Below are 23,807 nucleotides of genomic sequence, written 5' to 3'. Positions count from 1 at the left end.
CCTGAAAAACAAACAACCCACCGCTAGCGGTGGGTACTCAATGGCGCCTTGCCACCTGCACCTGCGCGGCTGCGGCCTTCGGCGCCTTGCGCCACGAGGGCTCCAGCAGCCGCATGCCCTGCACGCGCTTGGCGGCAACGATCACATAGCCCGCCCCGAGTATCGGCCACCAGCGCGCCCCCAGCCCGTCCATCCAGCCGTATTGCTGCAACCAGCGCTCGCCGGTCGCGGCGGGCCGGTAGCAGCCGAAGCTGATCGTCTCCAGCTCGAAGCCCAGCAGCCGCAGCCAGTCGCGCAGGCGCCCGGGCGAAATGAACTCCCCCACGTCGGGCAGGTAGAGCCGGCCACCGCCGCCGCAGCGCTGGTACAGCCGTGCGCGCCACTGGCGCAGGCCCCACAGGCTCCAGGGGTTCAGGCCGCTGATCACCACCCTGCCCTCGGGCACCAGCACGCGGTACACCTCGCGCAGCGCCACGTGCGGATCGACGCTGAGCTCCAGCGTGTGGGGCATGGCCACCAGGTCCAGGCTGGCCTCGGGAAACGGCAGGGCCACGGCCTCGGCCAGCAGGGCCACGGCCTGCGTGCCGGCTGGCGCCTCGCGCTGCAGAAGGCAGGACTCGTCGCCACCCAGGGCCAGCCAGCGGTGCGGCATGCGGTTGGCGCGCAGGCCGTTCAGCCCCGGCATGCCCAGCTGCAACGCGTGGTAACCAAAGATGTCGGCCACCAGCTCGTCGTAGCGCTCCTGCTCCCAGGCAAGCAGGTAGCGCCCCGGGGGGGTCGCAAACCAGTGGTGTAAACCTATAATTTCGCCGCTCATGAACTTGCTGCCGCTGCCCGCTTTCTCCGATAACTACATCTGGATGCTGCACGACGCGCACGCCGCGCTCGTGGTGGACCCGGGCGACGCCGCACCGGTATTGCAGGCGCTGCACGGCATGGGACTGTCACTGCAGGCGATTCTAGTCACGCATCACCATGGCGACCATGTCGGCGGCGTGAGCGCCCTGCGCGAGGCCACCGGCGCCGCCGTCTACGGCCCGGCCCACGAACCCATGCCCGAGCCGCTCACGCGCCTGGGCCAGGGCGATGCCGTCAGCGCGCTGGGCCTGCGCTTTAGCGTGATCGACGTGCCCGGCCACACGGCCGGGCATATCGCCTATTACTGCGCCGAGGCGGACGGCGCGCCGCTGCTGTTCTGCGGCGACACGCTGTTTTCGGGCGGCTGCGGCCGCTTGTTCGAGGGCACGCCCGCGCAGATGCAGGCCTCGCTCGACGCCCTGGCCGCCCTGCCAGACGACACGCGCGTGTGCTGTGCCCATGAGTACACGCTGTCCAACCTGAAATTTGCGCGCGCCGTGGAGCCCGGCAACGCGGCGCTGTCCGAGTACATCACGCGCTGCGAAGCCCTGCGCCAGGCGGGGCAGCCCACCCTGCCCTCGCGCATGGCCACGGAGCGCGCCATCAACCCTTTTCTGCGCACGCGCCAGGCCTCGGTTGCCCAGGCGGCCAGGGGCTTTGATCCGCGCGTCGATCCGCACCAACCCGCGGCCGTGCTGGCCGCGCTGCGCCAATGGAAAAACGAATTCCGATGAAGATCCTGCATATCCTCGGGCTGGCAAGCCTGCTGTGGCTGGCCGGCTGCGCCAGCACCAGCACTCCAGGCATCAGCCCCGCCACCAGCGCTGCGCCCTCCAGCAACAACAGCGATGCCGGCATCGGCGAGGCGCCGCAAATCCCCACGGGGCCGCTGCGCCCCATCACGGCCGGGGCCGCCAAGGGCCACCCCGTGGCCGGCATCAGCGCCCCCGCAGATCTGTGGGACCGCATGCGCCGCGGCTTTTCCATGCCCGACCTGGACACCGACCTGGTGCGTGAACGCGAGCAGTGGTACGCCGCCCGGCCCGACTACATGCAGCGCATGACCGAGCGCTCCAGCAAGTACCTGTTCCACATCGTCGAGGAGCTGGAGCGCCGCGGCATGCCCACCGAACTGGCCCTGCTGCCCTACATCGAGAGCGCCTTCAACCCCCAGGCCGTCTCCAGCGCCAAGGCCGCCGGCATGTGGCAGTTCATGCCCGCCACCGGCACCTATTTCGACTTGAAGCAAAACGCCTTCCGCGACGACCGGCGCGACGTGCTGGCCTCCACCCGCGCGGCGCTGGACTACCTGCAAAAGCTCTACGGCATGTTCGGCGACTGGCACCTGGCCCTGGCCGCCTACAACTGGGGCGAGGGCAGCGTGGCGCGCGCCATCGCCCGCAACGAAAAACAGGGCCTGGGCACCGGCTACACCGACCTGACCATGCCCGCCGAAACGCGCATGTACGTGCCCAAGCTGCAGGCCGTGAAGAACATCGTGGCCGAACCCGCCCGCTTCAGCACCGAACTGCCGCGGATCGAGAACCACCCCTACTTCCAAAGCGTGGAGATCACCCGCGACATCGATGTAGCGCTGGCCGCCAACCTGGCGGGCATACGCCTGGAGGACTTCCGCGCGCTCAATCCGTCGGTGCATAAGCCCGTGATCCTGGCCGCCGGCATGCCGCAGATCCTGCTGCCCTGGGACAACGCCCAGGTGTTCCGGAAAAACCTCGCTGCCTACAACGAAGGCCAGTACGCCAGCTGGACGGTGTGGACCGTGCCCAGCAACATGAGCGTGTCGGCAGCGGCCCAGCGCACCGGCATGAGCGAGGGTGAGCTGCGCCAGATGAACGGCATACCGCCACGCATGATGATCAAGGCCGGCTCCGCCCTGATGGTGCCGCGCGCCGCCGGCACGCGCGCCGATGTCTCCGAGCATGTGGCCGACAACGGGCAGATCGCCTTCACGCCCGAAATCGTCACGCGCCGCACCACCGTGCGCGCCGGCAAGCGCGACACCGTGGCCAGCCTGGCGCGCCACTACAAGGTCAGCGCCGCCGACCTGGCCGACTGGAATGACCTGAAGGCTTCCAGCAGCTTCAAGGCCGGCGAACGCGTGGTGCTGTACCTGCCCATGCGTCTTGCCGCCAGCGTGCACGCACGCAGCAGCGGCAAACCAGCCATCCGCCACACATCGGCCCACCAGATGGCCAAGGCTGCTCCGACGAGCAAGGCCCGCAAAGGCGGCGCGCCGTCCAGGCGCAAGAAGCGCTGACGAGCTCAGCCTTTCAGAAAAAAACAGCCGCTTGCGCGCGCCACACGAGCGCAAACAGCTATCAAACCAGGAGTTAGCGGCCCCTTGTCGGCGCAGGCTCAGCGGTGCGACATGCGACGCACGGCCCAGTCGCCCAGGCTCTGGATGGCCTGCACGAAGACGATGAGGATCAGCACCACGGCCAGCATCACGTCGGGCAGGAAGCGCTGGTAGCCGTAGCGAATCCCCAAGTCGCCCAGGCCGCCGCCGCCCACGGCGCCGGCCATGGCCGAGTAGCCCGTGAGGCTCACGAAACTGATGGTCAGCCCGGCGACGATGCCCGGCAGCGCCTCGGGCAGCAGCACCTTCCAGACGATCTGCCAGGTGGTGGCGCCCATGGACTGCGCGGCCTCGACCAGGCCGCCGTCCACCTCGCGCAAGGCCGTCTCGACCAGGCGCGCGATGAAGGGCGCGGCCGCCAGCGTGAGCGGCACCACCGCGGCCCAGGTGCCGATCGACGTGCCCGTGACCAGGCGCGTGAACGGGATGATGGCCACCAGCAGGATGATGAAGGGCGTGGAGCGCACGGCATTGACGATGCCGCCCACCACGCTGTTCAGCGGCGCGTTCTGCAGGATGCCGCCCTTGTCGGTCAGGCGCAGGAACACGCCCAGCGGAATGCCCACCAGGCCGCCGATGATGCCCGACGCGCCGACCATGATCACCGTCTCCCACAGCGAGGTGACAAACAGCTCCAGCATCATTTCGGAAAAATTCTCGAACACCGCCCGCTCCTTATTCACTCACGTCCACGGTGCGCACCACCACACCGTTGGCGCGCAGATAGTCAATGGCCGCGCCTATGCGCGCCATGGGGCCGCTGGCGTACACCGCCAGCGAGCCGAAGGTCTGCTCCTGGATCTCGTCGATCTGGCCATGCAATATGGACAGGTCCAGCCCCAGCTCGCGGATCAGGTGCGACAGGATGGGCTCGTAGGCGTGCTCGCCCGCGTACGACAGGCGCAGCAGCTGGCCGCTGGCGCCGGCCGGCAGGCGCGCCGCCAGGCTGCGCACGCGCGCCAGCACGCCGGCGGGCAGCTCCTGCGGCACGATTTCGTCGATCAGGCTCTTGGTGATGTCCTCGCGCGGTCGCGTGAAGACCTCGATCACCGGGCCCATCTCCACGATGCGGCCGGCGTCGATCACGGCCACGCGGTCGGCGATCTGCTTGATGACCTGCATCTGGTGCGTGATCAGCACCACCGTCACGCCCAGCTCGCGGTTCACCTGGCGCAGCAGGTCCAGGATGGAGCGCGTGGTCTCGGGATCGAGCGCGCTCGTGGCCTCGTCGGACAGCAGCACCTTGGGGTTGCTCGCCAGCGCGCGCGCAATGCCCACGCGCTGCTTCTGTCCGCCCGAGATCTGCGCCGGGTAGCGGTCGGCCAGGTGCGCCAGGCCCACCAGGTCCAGCAACGGATCGATGCGCTGCTTGATTTCCGCCTGGGACATGCCCGCCAGCTCCAGCGGCAGCGCGGCATTGCCGAACACCGTGCGCGAGGACAGCAGGTTGAAGTGCTGGAACACCATGCCGATCTCGCGCCGCGCGGCGCGCAGCTCGGCGTCGGAGAGCCGCGTCATGTCGCGCCCCGCCACCATCACCTGGCCGGCCGAGGGGCGGTTGAGCAGGTTGATCACGCGCACCAGCGAGCTCTTGCCCGCGCCCGAGCGGCCGATGATGCCGAACACCTCGCCCGGCGTGACATGCAGGTCGATGCCGCGCAGGGCCTCGACGGGGCCTTGTGGGCCCGGGTAAATCTGGGTGATGCCCCGAAGATCGATCATGGAAAACGAGAAGAAACGCCGCGCAGGCCAGCCAAGGCACGCCTGCGATGCTATGGAAAAAGCAGCGGCCTGCGCTGAATGGGCAGGCCGGCGATGCCTATTTTACTGCCCGGCCCCGGGCGCTGCCGGGCCGCCCGTACTTCAGCGCCAACCGAGCAGCAGGATGGCAATGTTTGCCAGGAAGGCCAGGCCCCACACCAGGCTGCGCGCCGTGGGCCGGTCGCCCACGTACAGGGTGATGTAGGCCAGGCGCAGCACGATGAATACACAGGCCAGCAGGTCCAGCCGGCCCTGCGGCGCGCCGAGCTGGTGCGCGATGATGACCGCGCCGATGAAGAAGGGCAGCGCCTCGAAGCTGTTGGCCTGGGCCGCGTGGGCGCGGGCGCGCCAGCCGCTCTGGCGCGCCAGCCAGGCACGCGGGTCGTGGTTGTCGGCAGCGCGAAAGCTGCCGCCCTTGGCCAACAGCGCGCACAACAGGGGCAGCAGCGCCGCAATCAGCACGCACCCGTAGGCGACGGTGAAACTTGCCATCTGCACCCCCCGTGTTCGTTTAAACAATTTAGGGTAATAATGCTTATGCAGCAAGCGCCTGCAGCTATGGTTTTTGCTTAATCAACGCCGGTCCGCGAGCGCATGGGCGATGGTGCCCAGGTCCACGTATTCCAGCTCGCTGCCCACGGGCACGCCGCGCGCCAGGCGCGTGACGTGGATGCCGCGGCGCTTGAGCGCCTCGGCGATGGCGTGGGCCGTGGCCTCGCCCTCGGCGGTGAAGCTGGTGGCCAGGATCACCTCCTGCACCACGCCATCGCAGGCGCGCTCCAGCAGCTTTTGCACGCCGATGTCGCGCGGCCCCACGCCGTCAAGCGGCGACAGCCGCCCCATGAGCACGAAGTACAGGCCACGGAATGCGGCCGTGCGCTCCATGGCCGACTGGTCGGCGGGCGTCTCCACCACGCACAGGCGCGTGGCGTCGCGCGCCGGGTCCAGGCAGGCGTCGCACACAGCGCCCTCGGTGAAGGTGTGGCAGCGCTCGCAGTGGCGCACCTGCTCGCACGCCCGCGCCAGCGCCTGCGACAGCTGCTCGGCCCCGCCGCGGTCATGCTGCAGCAGGTGGAAAGCCATGCGCTGGGCCGACTTGACGCCCACACCCGGCAGGCGCCGCAGCGCCTGGATCAGCGCGTCGAGGGAGCCGGTGTCGGACATGCGCAGAGCGGCGGCGTTAGAAGGGGAATTTCATGCCACCGGGCAGGCCGGGCATGCCGGCCGTGATCTTGCCCATCTTCTCCTGCGATGTTTCCTCGGCCTTGCGCACGGCGGCGTTGAAGGCGGCGGCCACCAGGTCTTCGAGCATGTCCTTGTCGTCGGCCAGCAGGCTGGGGTCGATGGTCACGCGCTTCACGTCGTGCTTGCAGGTCATCAGGACCTTCACCAGGCCGGCGCCGGATTCGCCCTCGACCTCGATGTTGGCGAGTTCGTCCTGGGCCTTCTTCAGGTTGTCCTGCATGGCCTGGGCCTGCTTCATGAGGCCGGCGAGCTGTCCCTTGTTGAACATGGTGGGTTTCCTTTGTCGATTAAGAAAATGGGAGTGTTTTGACGTTCTTATGCAGGCTTGATGCTGCCCGGCACGATTTTCGCGCCGAAGTCGCGCACCAGCTGCTGCACGTAGGGGTCGTTGTGGACGATGTCCTCGGCCGCGCGCTGGCGCTCGGTCGCGGCCTGGGCGTTGCGGCGCGCCGGGCTGTCCGTGACCACGCCCAGCTCCACGCTGATCTGACGCGCATGGCCCGCGGCCTCCAGCGCCGCACGCAGGCGCTCGCGCGCCTGGGGCTGGTTCAGCGACTCGCGCTCCACGCGCAGCAGCCAATGGCCCTCATCGCGCGCCACCAGTTGCGACTGCAGCGCCAACTCGCGCACCAGGGCGGTGATGGCCTCCTGGGCGATGAGCTGCCGCACCGTGGCGTGCCAGACATCGCCCTCCTCGGTGGGCACGAGCCGCGCAGACGCGGGCGCGGCGCCGGTGGGCGCCATGGGCTGCAGGCGCGCGCCCGGCTCGGGCATGGTGCGCACCGGGATTGCTACTGCTTCAGTAGCTGCCCGCGCTTTCTCATCAAGCGATTGGGCCGTATTTTCCCTTAATTCCTCGGGCGCACGCACCGGCAGGCGCAGCGCGGGCGCGGCGGCGGCGCGGGCCACGGGCGGCGCTTTGGCCAGCGCGGCCACGGGCCCGTCGTCGGGCGCTGAGTCATGCATGGCCTCAAACGCCGCGCGGTTCACGTCATCGGGCGTGGCCTGCAGAGCGGCGGCTGGCGGCCTGGCGGGCTGTGGCAGCGGTGCCGGCCGTGCTTCCTGCGCCACTGGGGCAGCGGTCGCCGGGGCATTGGCGGTGGGTTCAGCCCGCGTCAGAGTTTTTTTTTCCGCCTGGGCCGCATCGGCCGGCGCCGGCTTGAAGGCCAGCAGGCGCAGCAGCACCATGGTCAGGGCGGCGTATTCATCGGGCGCCAGGCCCAGCTCGGTGCGGCCGTGCAGGCAGAGGCTGTAGAGCAGCTGCGTCTCGTCGGCCGGCAGGGCGGCGGCCAGGCGCGCTGTCTCAACCGCCTCGGAGTCGCTGGCGTCCACCGCGGCGGCCATCTGCGGCACGGCCTGCAGCACGGCCATGCGCTGCAGGCAGGCGGCCATCTCCTCCAGCGTGCTGGCGGCCGACAGGCCGTGGGTGCGCAGGGTGTCCACCGTCTCCACCACCGTGCGGCCATCGCCCCGCGCCAGCGCGTCGATCAGGCGGAACACATGGCTGCGGTCCACGCTGCCCAGCATCAGGCGCACGCCCGCTTCCTGCAGCTGGCCGCTGCCGAAGGCAATCGCCTGGTCGGTAAGAGAGAGCGCGTCGCGCATGGAGCCGCGCGCCGCGCGCGCCAACAGGCGCAGCGCCTGGGGCTCGGCGGGCACATTCTCGGCGGCGAGCACGCGCGTCAGGTGCTCCAGCACCGTCTCGGGCGCCATGGGCCGCAGGTTGAACTGCAGGCAGCGCGAGAGCACCGTGACCGGCACCTTCTGCGGGTCGGTCGTGGCCAGCACGAACTTGAGGTATTCGGGCGGCTCTTCCAGCGTCTTGAGCATGGCGTTGAAGGCCGTGTTCGTGAGCATGTGCACTTCGTCGATCATGAAGACCTTGAAGCGCCCCTGCACCGGCTTGTACACGGCCTGTTCCAGCAGGCCCTGCACCTCGTCCACACCGCGGTTCGATGCCGCGTCGAGTTCGGTGTAGTCGGGAAAGCGCCCGCTGTCGATGTCCTGGCAGGCCGGGCACTGGCCGCAGGGCTGGGCCGTGATGCCGCCTGTGCCGTCCGGCCCCTGGCAGTTGAGCGACTTGGCCAGGATGCGCGAAACCGTGGTCTTGCCCACGCCGCGCGTGCCGGTGAACAGGTAGGCATGGTGCAGCCGCTGCTGCGTGAGCGCATTCGTCAGCGCCTGCACCACATGCTCCTGCCCCACCATCTCGGAGAAGGTCTTGGGACGGTATTTGCGGGCGAGCACGAGGTAGGACATGGGGGGTGATTCTATGTGGCCCGCCAGCGCCTGCCGCCATCCCGAAACGGCTCCTGGTTCGGCGTACAATCGCCGCTGACGGGCCTCCCCGCATGGTGAAGCGGCCAACCGGGTCAGGTGGGGAACCAAGCAGCCCTAACTGTGGAGCCAGTGCCGGGGGTAAGGCTCGTCAACTTCTCTCCCCCTTCCTTGCCTCTTGCGCCAAACGCCCTGCATGCGCGCGTTTGCGCCAGTGTGTGCGCCATGTCGGCCCAGTCCCACAGGCACTTGCGGCGCTGGATGTCGGACGACGTCCACTCGTCATCCATACTGGCACCAGGCTTCAATGGATTGTGCTTCTTTGACTGTGGGGTGGCATGATGATTCCGATCACGCTTGCACCGTCCGCCTATCCGCCGTTCCTGTGGCGATGCTGCATGTTGTGCAGCGCCCTGTATCTCTTGGGCTGGGCCGGCGCGGCCGCGGCGCTGGAGCCGGCGCAGGGCGGATCGCCCGCCATGGCGGCCCCCGTCTTCACACTGCACACCGAGACCTACCCCGACACCGGCGCGCCGCGCCCGGCAGTGCCTGCCAGCATCCAGTACACGGGCGTTACCGGCTGGCTCACGCCGCGCCAGGCCTCCAGCCTGGGCCTGACGCTGGCCATCGTGTCGGGTGACACGGGCGCAGGCCGCATGCCCATGGCCTATGAGTTGGGCCTGCGCTGGCGCACGCAACTCAATCCACGGGCGCAGCTGAACGTGCATACCTGGGCGCGCACTGCCCAGCAGCCGGCCATGCACGATGCCCAGGGCATGATCTGGTACAACGAGCAAAACGCCTTTGGCACCCGTCTGGAGGTGCAGTGGGCCTCCTCGCGCACGTATGGCCTGGTGCCCGAATTTGGCGCCATAGGGGTGCAGCTGCAAGGCAATTCGCGGCTGCTGCTGCGCGCCAGAGGCGGCGGGCCGATGGTGTATTACCGCACCAAGTTCTGAGGCTGAGAGTCTTTCCCCCTATGCCCGCCTTGCACGCCAAAACACCCCCGCTCTTCGTTGCAAATGCTCGCCATAGCCCTAGCTATGGCTGCGCTTGTGCAGCTCGATCGGGTGCGTTTTGACGTGCCTTTCGGGCACGAGGGAAAAACTCTCAGCCTCTGGCCCGCCGCGGGCGCGCCTATCCCTGCGCCGAAAGCCAGCGCGCCGCCCCCTGGCCCGCCGCATGCCCGCTGGCACAGCAGGCCGTGAGCAGGTAGCCGCCCGTCGGGGCCTCCCAGTCAAGCATCTCGCCCGCACAGAAGACGCCGGGCAGGGCCTGCAGCATCAGGTGCTCATCCAAGGCCTCGAAGGCCACGCCGCCTGCGGTGCTGATCGCCTCCGACACGGGCCGAGGAGCCACCACGGTGATGGGCAGCTGCTTGATGGCCCGCGCCAGCAGCTGCGGGTCGCTCATGCCGTCCTTGCCCAGTTGTTCGTAGAGGATGGCGGCCTTGATGCCATCGAGCCCCAGCCGGCCCTTGAGGTGGCTCGTGAGGCTGCGCGCGCCGCGCGGATGGCGGACCTCGGCCAGCACGCGCTCGGGGGAGTGATCGGGCAATAGGTCCAGATGGAAGGTGGCATGGCCATGGGCCGCGATCTCGTCGCGCAGCAGGCTGGATGCGGCATAGACCAGGCTGCCCTCCACGCCGGTGGCGGTGGCGACGAATTCACCACGCCGCGCAAACTGGCGGCCCTGGCTGTCGGTGAAGGCCAGCGCCACCGACTTGAATGGCTGGCCGGCAAAGCGCTCGGCAAAGAACGGCGTCCAGCCCAGGGCCGGAGCCGGGCCACGGCCCAGCAGCTCGCGCAAGAACTCGCGCCGCGTTTCGCCCAACGGTGCGCTCACACGCGGCACGTCAAAGCCGCAGTTGGCCGGCTGCAAAGGTGCTATCTGCACGCCTTTGTCCATCAGCAAGGACACCCAGGCCGCATCCGACCCCAGGTGCGGCCAGCTTGCGCCCCCCAGCGCCAACACCGTGGCGCGCGAGACAACCCGGCGCTCGCCGGCGACGGTGCCAAAGCGCCAAGCGCCATCGTCCGACCACCCCAGCCAACGGTGGCGCATATGGAACACCACGCCCTTTGCGCGCAGGCGCGCCAACCAGGCACGCAGCAGCGGCGCGGCCTTCATGTCGGCAGGAAAGACGCGCCCCGATGTGCCTACGAAAGTATCGATGCCCAGCGCCTTGGCCCAGGCGCGCAGGTCATCGGCGCCAAACGCGGCCAGTAGCGGCTCGATCTGCGCCCGGCGCGCGCCAAAACGCGCGACAAAGGCATCGAAGGGCTCGGAATGGGTCAGGTTAAGCCCCCCCTTGCCAGCCAGCAAAAACTTACGCCCCACCGAGGGCATGGCGTCAAACACATGCACGCTGCGCCCGGCCTGGGCCAGCATCTCGGCGGCCATCAGCCCGGCCGGGCCGCCGCCAATGATGGCGGCGTCACACACCAGCGGTGCGTTGGAGGAATCGATCATGGAAGACATGGGCCAATCATCCCACCTTGCCGCCCCATCGGCCCGAACATTGAAGGCCGGTTGCAATGGCCTCTCATCCTGGGACATGGCGACATGCCTGACCCACACCATGAAATATTCGGCCCGCACACCCGGCATGGTGAGGCCATGGCGGTATTACAAATTGAGACTATGTTCAATTGATTCAGATCACGCAAAAAAAATAGGAATTAGCGTCGAATCAAGCCTTCTAGTTAGGAGGTTCGTCATGAATTTCACACGACGCCAATGGATGGGCGCCAGTCTTGCAGGCACCATGGGCGCGATTGCTGCCGGCTTTGAGCTATCGCCCATATTCAAGGTATTTGCGGCCGAGCCCGATGCCGCCGCCGAACTGGCGGCACTCAAGTCCTTTAGCGGCAAGGTGCCGCATGCCACGCATTACGGGCCACTAATCGCCACGGTGGAACAGGGGCGCCTGATCAAGGTCGAGGCACAGGCCTCCGACAAGAGGCCTACCGAGATGTTGACCGAGGGTGTGTTGGACCGCACCTATGACAAGACCCGGATCACGGGCCCCATGGTGCGCAAATCGTATCTGGAGTGGGTGCAGAACGGCTACAAGGGCAGCAACAAGCCCGAGCTGCGCGGCAAGGACGAATGGGTGCAGGTGAGCTGGGACACGGCCCTGGGCCTGACCGCCAAAGCCATTCTTGACACCATCGAGAAGTACGGCAACGAAGGCTGCTTCTCCAGTTCCTATGGTGGCTGGTCGCATGCAGGCATCTTCCGCCCGAATGTGCTGCAGGGGCGCTTCTTCAATCTGCTGGGCGGTTCTTCGATAACCACGGGCGACTACTCGGCGGGTGCCGGGCAGATCATCATGCCGATGGTCATCGGCGACATGGAGGTGTATTCTGCCCAGACCGCATGGGAGCAGCTGCGCGACAACACCGAACTGGTGGTGTTCATTGGCTGCGACCCGGACAAGAACAACCGCATCGAGTACACGGTGTGCGACCACGAGATGTACGCCGGCTGGGACGCCATCAAGCAGGCGGGCTGTCAGTTCATGTCCATCAACCCGCAGGTGACCACCACGGACCAAAAGATGGGCTCGGAGTGGGTGCGCATCATCCCCAACACCGACACGGCGCTGTTCCTCGCGATGGGCTACCACCTCATCAGCCAGAACAAGCACAACCAGGCCTTCATCGACAAGTACACGGTGGGCTTCGACAAGTACCGCGCCTACCTGGAAGGCAAGGACGGCACGCCGCGCAAGACGCCCGAATGGGCGGCAAAAATCACCGGCATTCCCGCGGCCAAGATCCGCTCCATGGCCGAGCTGATGGCATCCAAGCGTACGCAACTGTGCGGCTCCTGGGCCATCCAGCGCGCGCACCACGGCGAGATGCCGTATTGGGCCATCGTCAACTTCGCCTGCATTCTGGGCAACATCGGTCTGCCCGGTCAGGGCGTGGGCTTCAGCTGGCACTACGGCGGTGGCGGCATGCCGCAGTCGGGCGGCACGGCGCCTACGGGCCTGTCGCAGGGGCGCAACCCGGTCAAGAAGATCTGCCCGGCCTCGCGCATCAACGAGATGCTGCTCAACCCCGGCAAGGAATTCACCTACAACGGCAGCAAGTACACCTATCCCAAGGTCAAGCTGATTTACAACGCCGGCAACAACGTCTTCTCGCACCAGCAGGATCTGAACGAATTCGCCCGTGCCCTGCGCACGGTGGATACGGTGATCTGTCACGAACCCTGGTGGAATGGCTCTGCGCGCTGGGCCGATATCGTGCTTGCCGCCACCACCACGGTGGAGCGCAACGACATTTCCTCGGCGGGCACCTACAGCATCGACAAGGTGTATGCGATGAAGCAGATCATCGCGCCGCAGCACGATGCGATGGACGATTTTGAAATCTTCCGCCGCCTGGCCGAGTTGTGCGGTATCGAGTACGCCTTCACCGAGGGCAAGACGCAGATGGACTACGTCAAGGCAGCCTACGAAGCGAGTTCGGCGGCCAAGGACACGCCGTTCGAGAAATTCTGGGCCGAGGGCATGGCGCGCATTCCGGTGCCGCCCGAGGCGCACAAGTGGGTACGCCATGGCGACTTCCGCGCCGCCCCGAAGAAAAACCCGCTGCACACCACCAGCGGCAAGATCGAGATGTATTCCTCCACCATTGCGAAGATGAACATCCCCGACATGCCGCCCATGCCCCAATGGCAGGAACCGGGCGAGTACCTGGGCAATGCGCGCAAGGGCCAGGTGCATGTGGTCAGCCCGCACCCCTACTGGCGCCTGCACTCGCAGCTCAACAACTCCGAATCGCTGCGCAAGCGCTATACCGTGCAGACGCGCGAGCCGCTGACCATCAGCGTGGAAGACGCCAAGGCAAACGGCATCAAGGATGGCGATCTGGTCGAGTTGCGCAACCAGCGCGGCGCGGTGGTGGTAGGTGCGCGCGTGTCCGACAAGATCATGCCCGGCGTGGTCAGCCTGTACGAGGGCGCCTGGCCGCAGCTCGACAGCAAGGGCCGCTGCAACAACGGCCTGATCAACTTCCTGACCTCCAGCCGGGGCGCCAGCGGCCTGACGCAGGCCACCACGGCCAACACCTGCATTGCCTCGATCCGCAAGTGCACGGACGCCGACCCTGGCGGCACCAAGGCCTTCGATCCGCCAAAGATCGTCAAGAGCGACATCAAGTTCGACGACGCCTTCTACGGCTTTGACCGCGCCGCCGCGCTGCGCGAAAAAGCCACGGCCTCGCTGTCGCCGGCCGAGAAGATCTTCTACCAGCGCTGCACCGTGTGCCATGGCCCGCGTGACCCGGGCCAGTTCACAGAAAAGCAATGGTTGGGCATCACCCCCAGCATGTTCCAACGCGCTGGCCTGAATGACGATGAGCAGAAGATCGTGCTGGACTTCCTGATCAAGAACGCCAAACATTGATCCGGGGCGACCCGCCCATTAGTCCAAGCCCCGCAGATGCGGGGCTTTTTTTTGGGCGCGCCCGGTATGGGCGCAGGCCACCACCCGGCCCTCACCGCTCAAGAACGCCGCGCCCACGGCCTCGCCACCGACCTGAGACTGCACCGCCTGGCGGTAGCGCTGCAGCTGGGCAATGAGTTCCGGCTGACGCTGCGGCGCGGCGGCGCTCTTATAGTCCAGCACCCACCAGCGCGCGCCATCACGCGCTTCGCGCAGGCGCACCAGGCGGTCCAGGCGCAGGCTCTGGCCCTGGTGCTGCAGCGGGGCTTCGTTCACGGCCAGCTCCAGCTGGGCCTCATCCCAGGCCCAGGCGCCCTCCCCCCGCAAGATGGCCTGGGCCATGGCGGCGGCGGCCTGGGCTGCAGCCGCAGGCAGTGCGAACTCGCGCGCCAGCCGGCCCAGCCTGTCGGCGCCCCAGCCGTCGGTGCGCGCCTCCTGCAGCGGCAGGCCGGTCACGCCCACCTGCTCCAGCAGCGCGTGCATGGCCTGGCCCTGGCGGGCGCACAGGCTGTCCGGCTCGGCCGGCTTGGGAGGCGCGGCGGGCATCACCAGGCCAGCCGGCAGGCGCGGCAGCTCCAGCAGGGTGAACGCAGCGTCTGCGCCGGCGGCGCTGGGCGCGGCGTCGGCCAAGGGCTTTACATCCTGCTGCATCAGGGGCGCAAGCCGCGCCCACCAGCTGCCGGGGTTGGCGCTGCCGGTCTGCACGCAGGACAGCACCAGGCGTTGCTTGGCGCGGGTGACGGCCACGTAAAGAGTGTTGAGCGCCTCGCGCTGGCGTTCCTGCTGTTCCTGCGCCATGGTGTCCCCGGCGCTGGGGGGCGGATTCGATTCGCTGGCCAGGAAGATGAAGCGCCGGGGCAGCTGCTGCTCGCCCGGCCAGTCCACCAGCACGGCCATGGTCTCGGCTTTTTTCGCGCGCGCGTCGGTGTCCAGCAGCAGCACGCTGTGCGCTTCCAGCCCCTTGGCACCGTGCACCGTCAGCAGGCGCACGGCCTGGGCGTCGGCGCGCGCCGGGGCGGGGATGCCGCCCTTCTTCAAGGCGCGCACGAAGGCATAGGGCGTGAGATAGCGCCCGCCGTCCTGCTGCAGCGCCGCGCCCAGCAGCGCCCGCAGGTTGGCCAGCACGCCGGCACGCTGCGGTGCGGGGGCCGCGGCGGCAAAGCGCGCCAGCACGTCGCCATGCTGGTAAATGGCCTGCAGCGCGTCGTGCGGGGGTAGCTCGTCCACCCATCTCTTGTATAGAATCAAATTGGCCGCAATCGCTTTACAGTCAAGCGTTAATAGCTCCTTATTTTGAAGCAGATCGAACCAACTCAGGCGCGCGTGCTGCTCCTGGCGGCGCAGCAGGGCCAGTTCGGTGAGCAGAGCGTCGTCGCAGCCGAACAGCGGCGACTTGAGCGCGCGCGCCAGCGACAGGTCGTGCGCGGGCGAGACCAACACGTCCAGCAGCGCCACCAGGTCCTGCACCTCGGGTGCCTGGGCCAGGTCGGCCTTTTCCGGCTGCACGCAGGGGATGTGCAGGGCGCGCAGGGCCTCCTCCATGCGCGCCAGGCGCTCGCGCTGGCGCGCCAGCACCATGATTTCATTGGCCGGCAGGCCGGCGGCCAGCTGCGCCGCCACCCACTGCGCGGCCTGGGCGCTCTCCTGCATGCGCAGGCTTTCCTCGGCCTCGTGGCGCGGCTCGGTCAGGCTGTCGCGCCAGGCGAGCGGGCCGGCCCCCTCGGCCTCCTCGCCCCCCTCTTGCGCATCCGCCTTGGTGATGGGCGGCAGGCGCAGCAGCTCGCCCGCGTCCTGCGATTCGGTCGTGTGCTCGCGAAAACCGCTGTATTCCTGCTGCGCCTGGGCCGCCTGCATGGCGGCGTTGACCACGGCGATCACGCCCCGCGCATTGCGCCGCGTGTGGTCGCAGGCCAGCAGGTCGCCCCCCAGCGCCTCGCGCACAAAGGCCTGCGCGGCCAGGAACACCTGGGGCTCGGCGCGGCGAAAGCGGTAAATGCTCTGCTTGGGGTCGCCCACGATGAACACGCTGGGCGCCGCCTGCCCCCCGCCCGCACCCGCGTAGCCCGAGAGCCAGGCATGCAGCGCCTGCCATTGCAGCGGGTTGGTGTCCTGGAATTCGTCCACCAGCAGGTGGCGCACGCGCGCGTCCAGGCGCTCCTGCACCCAGCCGCTCAGGACGGGGTCGGACAGCAGCGTGAGCGCCGTGCGCTCCACGTCGTTCATGTCCACCCAGCCGCGCTGGCGCTTGAGCTGGCCAAAGCATTCGATCAGGCAGCGCGACAGCCGCGCCATGCGCTGCTGGTGCTGCCAGGCGGCATGCTGGCGGCTGGCATCGCGCAGCGTCTGCGCCTCGTTCTGCGCTGCGGTCACCGCTTCGGGGCGCGACTTGCCGAAGGCGCGCGGCGTGCCCTTTCCGTCCTCGGTGAACAAGGCGCACAGCACCCCATTCCAGTCACCGGCCTGCACGGCGGCGGCCAGCTCCGCGCCCTTGGCGGCAAAGGTCTTGGCCAGTGGCGCGAGTGCGCGCGCAGCCTCTTCGAGCATCGCCCGCCCCGCGGCACGCTGCAGCAGCCAGTCGCTCGGGTGCTCCACCCCGGCCAGGCGCGCATAGACCGCGGCAAACGGCGGCACCGAGGCATCGACGATGCCCGCCTCGTCCGCCAGTTGAAACTCCACGCGCTTGTCCAGCGCCGCCTCCAGCGCCTTGTGCGCCTGAAAGCGCCCATGCACGGCGACCACGGCCTCATAGTCGGCGCGCAGGGCCTCATCCTGCGCCACGGCCTGCAGGAACGGCCGCCAGACCTCGGCCTTGGCCTGGGCGTCGTCTTCGAGCAGCTCGTAGTGCGTGGGCAGGCCGCGCTCCTGCAGCAGCGCCAGCGGGGCCGTGGAGAGCAGCGCGGCAAACCAGCTGTGGAAGGTGCGGATCTGCAGCGGGCGGCCGCTGGCAAGCAGTTGTTGATACAAGTTTTGTAGCTGGTCGCGCTTATCCTGTGCGGCTTGCAGGCCAATTCCGCGTGAAATCAGCTCTTTTTCCAAGTGCTCGGGCGTGGCGTGGGCGAACTGCTCCAGCCATTCCTGCAGGCGCTGGCGCATCTCGCCGGCGGCCTTCTTGGTGAAGGTGATGGCCAGGATCTCGTGCGGCGCGCTGCCATCGAGCAGCGCGCGCAGCATGCGCGAGACCAGCATCCAGGTCTTGCCCGCGCCGGCGCAGGCCTCCACGGCCACGCTGCGCGCGGGATCGCAGGCGATGGCGTAGAAGGCCTCGCGGGAAACGGGTTGGCCGTTGTGTTCGTAAGCCGGGTTCATTGCCAAAAATCCTTGCGGCACAGGCCGCGTGCGGCGCACCAGTCGCACACGCTGCCCTCGCCCAGGGCGGGCAGGGCCGCGCCTTGCGCGATGCGGTCAAAGTCGTGGCGAATACCCGTTAGCAGTGCATCGCGCAAAACGGTGACATCCGTTGCTTCATAGGTCTTGGTTTCGCCGCGCTCACCCACGTTCACGTAGGCGGCGCGCAGGGGTGGGCCGGGGTCGGGCATGAGCGCTGCGTAGAAGGCCAGCTGGGTGTCTTCGGTGCCGGCCTTCACGCGCGCCTCGGTGCTTTTGCTGCTTTCGGTCTTGTAGTCGATGACCAGGGCGGTTTCGCGGCCCTCGACGCCCGTGGCCTGGTCGATGCGGTCCAGCGTGCCGACCAGTTGCAGGCCGCCCTGCGCCAGGGCCAGGCTCTGCTGGGCCTTCACCTCGGCCTGGGCGAATTGCGCGCCCGTGCCTTCGTGCTTTTGCAGCCACTGCAGATAGCCATCGCGCAGCTGCGGCCAGCCGCTGGCGTAGGGCAGGAAGTCGCTGCCGCTCAGGCCCAGGTGCTCGCGCGCCTGCGCGGCCGCCGCGTCCAGGCGCGCGCGGCGCTCGGCCGCGTCCTGCGTGGGCGCGGCGCTCAGGCCTTCGTGAAAGCGCTGCAGCACCTCGTGCAGCCAGGTGCCGAAGTCGCGCTTGTCGATCTCCACATCCAGCTCGTCGCTTTCCTGCAGGCCAAGCTGGCGCAGGGCGTAGAAGCGGTAGGGGCAGTGGCGCAGGTCGGCATAGGACGAGGCCGACAGCTGCGTCACGGGCAAGCGCGCCCCCACAGGCAGCGGGCGCGGCACGGGGGCCGGGGCCACGCTGCGCTGCGGGCGCACATCCGGGACCGCCGGCCCATCCTGGGGCAGGGCCAGCACCAGCGGGCTCGCCAGCAGCGGCTCGCCCCCTTCGCTGCTGCGCCACAGCACATCGACCGCCGGCGTTTGCAGGGCATTGGCCCAGGCGGCGCGCTGGGCCGCTTCCAGGCTCGCGCGCGTGGGCAGGCCCAGGGCCTGGCGCTGCGCCTGCGTCCACTGGCCGGGCGGCTCGGGTGCAGCCTGCAGGCGTTTTTCGTCGCAGCCGGGCAGCACCAGGGCGGCAAAGGGCCGCGCCAGCAGCTGTGCCAGGGGCAGCAGCACCACCGTGGGCTCGCCCTGCTCCCAGTCGGGCTTGAAGCGCGTGGCCTCCAGCACCTGGTCGACCCAGTGGCTGAAGTCGGCCAGAGAGAGCTTGCGCGCCGCGCCCGCCACGTCGGCCAGGCCGGTCTCCAGGCCCTCGTTCAGGTGCAGTTCGAGCAGCACGCGCTCGCCGGCGTCGTCCTGCTGCAAGAGCGCCCACTGGCCGCTGGCCTGCAACTGCTGGCGCAGGCTGGCGAGCCAATCCGCCAGCGGCCGCGCGGCGCACAGGGGCTGGCGCAGGGCCTCGATCTGCGCCACGCTGGCAGCGATGCCAGGGTGGCGCTCGGGGTGGGCATCGAACCACTGCACGACGCTGGCCCAGGCCTGCAGGGCATTGCGGCGCAGCCATTGCTCCAGCGCGCGCTGGGCGGGGGCCTGGATCGCAGGCACGGCCCTGAGCCAGTCGAGCAAGGCGTCGCTGCCAGCGTTCCAGGCGCAGGCGCGCAGAAAAGTCATGACCTGGGCGGCGGCGCGGGTAGTGGCCAGGGTCCAGCCGTTTTCGTCCTTGGCCGTCAGGCCGGCGCCCTGCAAGAGCGCAGTGATGCGCCGCAGCAGGGCGCGGTCGGTGCTGGCCAGGGCGACGGGAATGCGGCCGGCCTGTACATGCGCGATGATGCGGGCGGCGGCGCGCTGGGCCTCGTCTTCGGCCTCGTGCGCAGGATGCAGGGCGATGCTGCCGACGCTGGCCGCCCCTTGCCACAGCGGCAGCACCAAGGCGGCATCGCCCCAGGTCTGGCACAGAGTCTCGGCCAAGGCGTCGCCCTGAAAACCCTGCAGCACCACGATGGCGTCCACGGCGGCGCGCACACCGGGAGTGAACAGCACATCGGTGGCGTGGCGCGAGGCCGCTACCCACTCCAGCGCCAGGCGCGCCACGGCGGCCTCGTAACGCAAGGCGCTGCCCTCGCCGGCCAGGCCCAGCAGGCCGCGCTGCTCCTCCAGCCACGCCCCGCGCTCATCGGGCGCAATGGCAGCGGCCAAGGGGGCAAGCTGCCCAGCTGCCTCCAGCAGGGGCGCGATCAGCATCTGGCACGGCTCACCCAGGCCGGCGCGCTCAAGCAGCGCAGCAGCGGTGAGGCGGTCGCGCGCCATGTCCTGGGCAAAATCCAGGCCCTGAGGGACAAAACCGGCCAGGCGCTGGGCCCAGTTGCGCGTGGTTTCAAAGCGCGGGGCAAAACCGTCGGGCATGAGGCGCGCCCATTGCTGCTGGATCTCGCCCATCAGCTGGGCATAGGGCAGCAGCATCACGCAGCGTGCCGGGTGCGCACCCATGCGTTGGATATGAGCCTGCACTCGCTGCAGGGCCTGCTCCCACAAGGACGCGCCGAGCTTGGCATCGCTTTTCGCTATGACAGTCATAGCGGCTGACGGGCCGGGCACACCGGCAAATGGGGGATTGGTTTCTGTCACAATGACCCGAATTTAACCTCTGTCCCATCTGCCAAATTTCCAAGGAACACTTCCCATGGCCAGCGACCTCATCAAGCAACTGTCTGACGCCAGCTTCGAAGCCGACGTGCTCAAGTCCTCCATCCCCGTGCTGGTGGACTACTGGGCCGAGTGGTGCGGCCCCTGCAAGATGATCGCCCCCATCCTGGACGAGGTCGCCGCCGCCTACCAGGGCAAACTGCTGATCGCCAAGATGAACGTGGACGAGAACCGCGAGATCCCGGCCAAGTTCGGCATCCGCGGCATTCCCACGCTGATGCTGTTCAAGGACGGCCAGCTGGCCGCGACCAAGGTGGGCGCCATGAGCAAGGCGCAGCTCACTGCCTTCATCGACCAGCAACTGGGTTGATAGCCCTGCCCGCCGGCCAGCCCTGCGCGGGGCTGGCCAGCGCTTCCCGCAGGTGTGCGGGAATTTTCCTGTCATAATTCGCGCCGATCGCCAAGCCGCACTCATCACCCAGCGGCCGGTTCCAGGTCACAGGCTCGCCAGGGCAACCCAAGGCCCACACGGCATGCAGCCGCCTCCCCTCCAGTCACAAGACATATCTACTCCGCCACAGGAGTCTTTTCATGCACCTTAACGAGCTCAAGGCACTGCACGTGTCTGAAGTCCTGAAGCAGGCCGAAGCCCTGGAAATCGAGAACGGCGGCCGCATGCGCAAGCAGGAGCTGATGTTCGCCATCATCAAGAAGCGCGCCAAGGCCGGCGAGCAGGTCTTTGCCGATGGCGTGCTGGAGATCCTGCCCGACGGCTTCGGCTTCCTGCGCAGCCCCGACACCAGCTACACCGCCAGCACCGACGACATCTACATCAGCCCCAGCCAGGTGCGGCGCTTCAACCTGCACACCGGCGACATGATCGAGGGCGAGGTGCGCATCCCCAAGGATGGCGAGCGCTACTTCGCGCTGACCAAGCTCGACCGCGTCAACGGCGGGCCGCCCGAGCAGAACAAGCACAAGGTGATGTTCGAGAACCTGACGCCCCTGTTCCCCAAGGAGCAGATGCGCCTGGAGCGCGAGATCCGGGGCGAGGAAAACATCACCGGCCGCATCATCGACATCATCGCGCCCATAGGCCGCGGTCAGCGCGCGCTGATCGTCGCGCCCCCGAAGAGCGGCAAGACGGTGATGATGCAGCACATCGCCCACGCCATCACGGCCAACAACCCCGACGTGCACCTGATGGTGCTGCTGGTGGACGAGCGCCCCGAGGAAGTGACCGAGATGCAGCGCTCGGTCAAGGGCGAGATCATTGCCTCGACCTTCGACGAGCCCGCCGCGCGCCACGTGCATGTGGCCGAGATGGTGATCGAGCGCGCCAAGCGCCTGGTCGAGCTGAAGAAGGACGTGGTCATCCTGCTGGACTCCATCACGCGCCTGGCGCGTGCCTACAACAACGTCGTGCCCTCCAGCGGCAAGGTGCTGTCGGGCGGCGTGGACTCGAACGCCCTGCAGCGCCCCAAGCGCTTCTTCGGCGCGGCGCGCAAGGTCGAGGAAGGCGGGTCGCTCACCATCATCGCCACGGCCCTGGTCGATACCGGCAGCCGCATGGACGAAGTGATCTTTGAAGAATTCAAGGGCACGGGCAACTGCGAAATCCACCTCAGCCGCCGCCTGTACGAAAAGCGCGTGTTCCCCGCCATCGAACTCAACAAGAGCGGCACGCGCCGCGAAGAGCTGCTGCTGGCACCGGAGATCCTGCAGAAGACCCGCATCCTGCGCCAGTTCATGTACAACATGGACGAGATCGAGTCCATGGAACTGATGATCAAGAAGATGAAGGAAACGAAAACCAACGTCGAGTTCTTCGAGGCCATGCGCCGGGGCGGATAACCCCCCTTACGGCCGCGCAAACGGCAAGCCTGCAACCAAATGCAACGACGGCATGGGGCGTCGATAGAATCGGCCCCAGCCATTTTTTGCACCGCCCCTCGCCCCCTGGTATGTGAGGCATTCCATGCTTGCTTTTTTTCGCAGCCTGTTCACGCAGTCTCGCCCGCCCAGCAGCGCCGCCCCCTCGCCAGAAGCTCGTTCGCGTCAGCAGTTTGAAACCCTCAATCGGGTCGCACCGCTGCAAAGACCGGCAGATCAGGGCAGCGCCGCGCCCATGGCACAGGACAATGCCAGCTCATCCTTTGTCCGCCGCGTGCCGGTGCTCGACCGCAAGGAGCACATTGCGGGCTACACCTTCAATCTGCAAGACAAGCTGCAATCGCGCCTGCAGGGCAAGCAGGACCTGCTGCACAAGGTGTATGACGATGCCCTCTTGCGCAGCCTGACCTCGCTGGGCATCCACAGCCTGCTGGGCCACCGCCTGGCGTTCATCGGGCTCTCCCCTGTCTCACTGGGCAACCCCTTGTTGCACAAGCTGCCAACGGGCAACACCGTGCTGCTGCTCAAGCCCAGGCGGCAGGCGCTCTCCCTGGCGGTGCTGCAACCCCAGCTCCAGGCCCTGCGCGAGGCCGGTTTTGCCTATGGCTGGGAACTGAGCCAGAAAGCCCTGGACGAACATCCCGAGCTGCTGACCCTGGCCGCTCTGGGCGACTATGTGCAATTTCACACCGCCGGACTCGATGGGCCCAAGATCAAATCCTTGGGCAAAAGACTCAACGCCAACCGCCTGCCCTCGCAGGAAAGGTTGCGCTTGATCGCCAACGAGCTGAGCACCTTCGACGAATTTCACCTGTGCTTTCAAAGCAATTTCGATTTCTTCCAAGGCAATTTCGTCACCAGCCGGGAAAACTGGCATCCACCCAAGAGCGAAATCAACCGGATGCTGGCGCTCAAGCTGCTGAACCTGCTGCGCTCGGACGAAGGGCTCAAGGTCATTGCCGACCAGATCACCGCCGACCCGGTGATGACCTTCAAGCTGCTGCGCTACCTGAATTCGCCCGCCATGAGCCTGGCGCAGCCGGTGCTCACCATCGACAAGGCCATCTTGGTGCTGGGACGCGAGCGCTGCTACCGTTGGCTGTCACTGCTGCTGTTTGACATCAAACAGGCCGGCTTTCGCGAGCGAATGCTGGCGGAGCAGGCACTGACCCGGGCCTTTTTCCTGGAAAGCCTGGCTGGCCAGGGCAAGCTGCCGAAAAAACCCGATGAGCTGTTCATCCTCGGCCTGTTTTCCATGCTCGACCTCCTCATTGGCCACCCCCTGGCGCAAATTCTGGAAGAAACCCGACTGCCCGACCCGATCCGCAACGCCCTGCTGGCCAAACCCGGGCTTTACCACAGCGCCCTGGAGTTGGCCAAAGCCTGCGAAAACGACGCCGACGACGCCACCGCGCCGCAGGCCCAGGCCTGCGGCATCGATGCGCGGCAGGTGCTGCAGTACAGCATCGAAGCGCTGGGCAAAGCCAACGCCATCATGGACATCAGCGAGCAGTAGGCGCCGGGCGCGCGGCACGCCCTCCCGCGGCATTGCCGGTCGATTCCGGTTTTCGAAATATAATGGCGGGCTTTTTCTATGCGGTAAGTATGTGGGATGTTTTGGCGAAACAGCGGTTGTTTCCCATCCTGCCCGGCTGCCGCACCTGACCTGAAGGAAGATCATGAAAGAAGGCATTCACCCCAACTACCGCGAAGTGCTGTTCGTGGACCTGTCCAACGGCTTCAAGTTCGTGACCCGTTCCTGCGTGAACACCAAGGAAACCGACACCTTCGAGGGCAAGGAATACCCGCTGTTCAAGCTGGATACTTCCAGCGAGTCGCATCCCTTCTACACCGGCACGCAGAAGTCGGTGGACAACATGGGTGGCCGCGTGGAACGTTTCCGCAACCGCTTCGGCAAGACCGCAGCAAAGTAAGCAGCGCAGGCAGCCCACGCGCGCGTGGGCCCGTGCAGCGCACACCCAAGGCAGCCCGGCACCAC

The 23,807-nt window shown here is 67.5% G+C and carries 18 protein-coding genes and 1 other RNA gene; 9 read left to right on the top strand and 10 right to left on the bottom strand.

What is annotated here, in order from left to right; translation table 11 throughout:
* Positions 1–37: 37 nt before the first annotated feature.
* Entirely contained in the window at positions 38–817 is a 780-nt protein-coding gene (locus P7644_RS09440; RefSeq protein WP_404303017.1) for a class I SAM-dependent methyltransferase, read from the bottom strand.
* Here P7644_RS09440 and gloB point away from each other — a divergent pair.
* Entirely contained in the window at positions 816–1,592 is a 777-nt protein-coding gene (gloB, locus tag P7644_RS09435) for a hydroxyacylglutathione hydrolase (protein ID WP_404303015.1), read from the top strand. The genes P7644_RS09440 and gloB overlap by 2 nt on opposite strands.
* Positions 1,589–3,136: a transglycosylase SLT domain-containing protein gene (locus P7644_RS09430; RefSeq protein ID WP_404303014.1), complete on the top strand. Its 1,548-nt coding sequence runs from the start codon at positions 1,589–1,591 to the stop codon at positions 3,134–3,136. The genes gloB and P7644_RS09430 overlap by 4 nt, the downstream gene beginning before the upstream one ends.
* Before the next feature lie 98 nt (positions 3,137–3,234).
* Here the strand turns inward: P7644_RS09430 and P7644_RS09425 are convergent, their stop codons facing one another.
* From P7644_RS09425 to dnaX, 6 genes are all read right to left on the bottom strand, one after another.
* On the bottom strand, positions 3,235–3,900 hold the full coding sequence (locus P7644_RS09425; RefSeq protein WP_404303012.1) for a methionine ABC transporter permease: 666 nt from the start codon (positions 3,898–3,900) through the stop codon (positions 3,235–3,237).
* Positions 3,901–3,910: 10 nt separating this feature from the next.
* Complete coding sequence (locus P7644_RS09420) at positions 3,911–4,957, bottom strand: methionine ABC transporter ATP-binding protein (protein WP_404303010.1); 1,047 nt, start codon at positions 4,955–4,957, stop codon at positions 3,911–3,913.
* 141 nt (positions 4,958–5,098) lie between these two features.
* Positions 5,099–5,488 (bottom strand): MAPEG family protein, encoded by a 390-nt coding sequence (locus tag P7644_RS09415; RefSeq protein WP_404303009.1) that lies wholly within the window; start codon positions 5,486–5,488, stop codon positions 5,099–5,101.
* 81 nt (positions 5,489–5,569) lie between these two features.
* Positions 5,570–6,160 carry a recombination mediator RecR gene (gene recR / locus P7644_RS09410; protein WP_404303007.1) on the bottom strand — a complete coding sequence of 197 codons (591 nt, stop codon included), beginning with the start codon at positions 6,158–6,160 and terminating at the stop codon, positions 5,570–5,572.
* A 16-nt stretch (positions 6,161–6,176) separates the two neighbouring features.
* Positions 6,177–6,509 (bottom strand): YbaB/EbfC family nucleoid-associated protein, encoded by a 333-nt coding sequence (locus tag P7644_RS09405; protein ID WP_404303006.1) that lies wholly within the window; start codon positions 6,507–6,509, stop codon positions 6,177–6,179.
* A 47-nt stretch (positions 6,510–6,556) separates the two neighbouring features.
* Positions 6,557–8,500, bottom strand: coding sequence for a DNA polymerase III subunit gamma/tau (gene dnaX / locus P7644_RS09400; RefSeq protein ID WP_404303005.1), 1,944 nt, complete (start codon positions 8,498–8,500; stop codon positions 6,557–6,559).
* A 77-nt stretch (positions 8,501–8,577) separates the two neighbouring features.
* Between dnaX and ffs the strand changes: the two genes are divergently transcribed.
* Both ffs and P7644_RS09390 read left to right on the top strand, forming a co-directional pair.
* Positions 8,578–8,674, top strand: an RNA gene (ffs, locus tag P7644_RS09395) — signal recognition particle sRNA small type.
* Between the two features lie 182 nt (positions 8,675–8,856).
* Positions 8,857–9,477: a hypothetical protein gene (locus P7644_RS09390; RefSeq protein WP_404303003.1), complete on the top strand. Its 621-nt coding sequence runs from the start codon at positions 8,857–8,859 to the stop codon at positions 9,475–9,477.
* 178 nt (positions 9,478–9,655) lie between these two features.
* Here P7644_RS09390 and P7644_RS09385 read toward each other — a convergent pair whose 3' ends face one another.
* Complete coding sequence (locus tag P7644_RS09385) at positions 9,656–10,990, bottom strand: NAD(P)/FAD-dependent oxidoreductase (RefSeq protein WP_404303002.1); 1,335 nt, start codon at positions 10,988–10,990, stop codon at positions 9,656–9,658.
* Between the two features lie 247 nt (positions 10,991–11,237).
* Here P7644_RS09385 and P7644_RS09380 point away from each other — a divergent pair, with 247 nt between their 5' ends.
* The gene (locus P7644_RS09380; RefSeq protein ID WP_404303001.1) at positions 11,238–13,937 is read left to right on the top strand and encodes a molybdopterin-dependent oxidoreductase; all 2,700 of its coding nucleotides are present in this window, start codon (positions 11,238–11,240) and stop codon (positions 13,935–13,937) included.
* Between the two features lie 18 nt (positions 13,938–13,955).
* On the opposite strand, the gene P7644_RS09375 is transcribed toward P7644_RS09380, so the two are convergent.
* Together P7644_RS09375 and P7644_RS09370 are read right to left on the bottom strand one after the other, a co-directional pair.
* A complete protein-coding gene (locus tag P7644_RS09375; protein WP_404303000.1) occupies positions 13,956–17,282 on the bottom strand; it encodes a UvrD-helicase domain-containing protein in 3,327 nt (1,108 codons plus the stop codon).
* On the bottom strand, positions 17,279–19,846 hold the full coding sequence (locus P7644_RS09370) for a PD-(D/E)XK nuclease family protein (RefSeq protein WP_404302998.1): 2,568 nt from the start codon (positions 19,844–19,846) through the stop codon (positions 17,279–17,281). The genes P7644_RS09375 and P7644_RS09370 overlap by 4 nt, the downstream gene beginning before the upstream one ends.
* A gap of 106 nt (positions 19,847–19,952) precedes the next feature.
* On the opposite strand from P7644_RS09370, the gene trxA reads away from it, so the two are divergent.
* The 4 genes from trxA (at position 19,953) to P7644_RS09350 (ending at position 23,742) form a co-directional block, all read left to right on the top strand.
* On the top strand, positions 19,953–20,285 hold the full coding sequence (gene trxA / locus P7644_RS09365; RefSeq protein ID WP_404302997.1) for a thioredoxin TrxA: 333 nt from the start codon (positions 19,953–19,955) through the stop codon (positions 20,283–20,285).
* Between the two features lie 221 nt (positions 20,286–20,506).
* The gene (gene rho / locus P7644_RS09360; protein WP_404302995.1) at positions 20,507–21,769 is read left to right on the top strand and encodes a transcription termination factor Rho; all 1,263 of its coding nucleotides are present in this window, start codon (positions 20,507–20,509) and stop codon (positions 21,767–21,769) included.
* 124 nt (positions 21,770–21,893) lie between these two features.
* On the top strand, positions 21,894–23,324 hold the full coding sequence (locus P7644_RS09355; protein WP_404302994.1) for an EAL and HDOD domain-containing protein: 1,431 nt from the start codon (positions 21,894–21,896) through the stop codon (positions 23,322–23,324).
* A gap of 163 nt (positions 23,325–23,487) precedes the next feature.
* The gene (locus P7644_RS09350) at positions 23,488–23,742 is read left to right on the top strand and encodes a type B 50S ribosomal protein L31 (RefSeq protein WP_013519305.1); all 255 of its coding nucleotides are present in this window, start codon (positions 23,488–23,490) and stop codon (positions 23,740–23,742) included.
* Positions 23,743–23,807: the final 65 nt, after the last annotated feature.

It is taken from the genome of Alicycliphilus denitrificans, from assembly GCF_044792555.1.
Classification (GTDB): Bacteria; Pseudomonadota; Gammaproteobacteria; order Burkholderiales; family Burkholderiaceae_C; genus Alicycliphilus; species Alicycliphilus denitrificans_A.
Note: the sequence above shows the minus strand (reverse complement) of the source record. Positions and strands in the feature narration are given on the sequence as shown.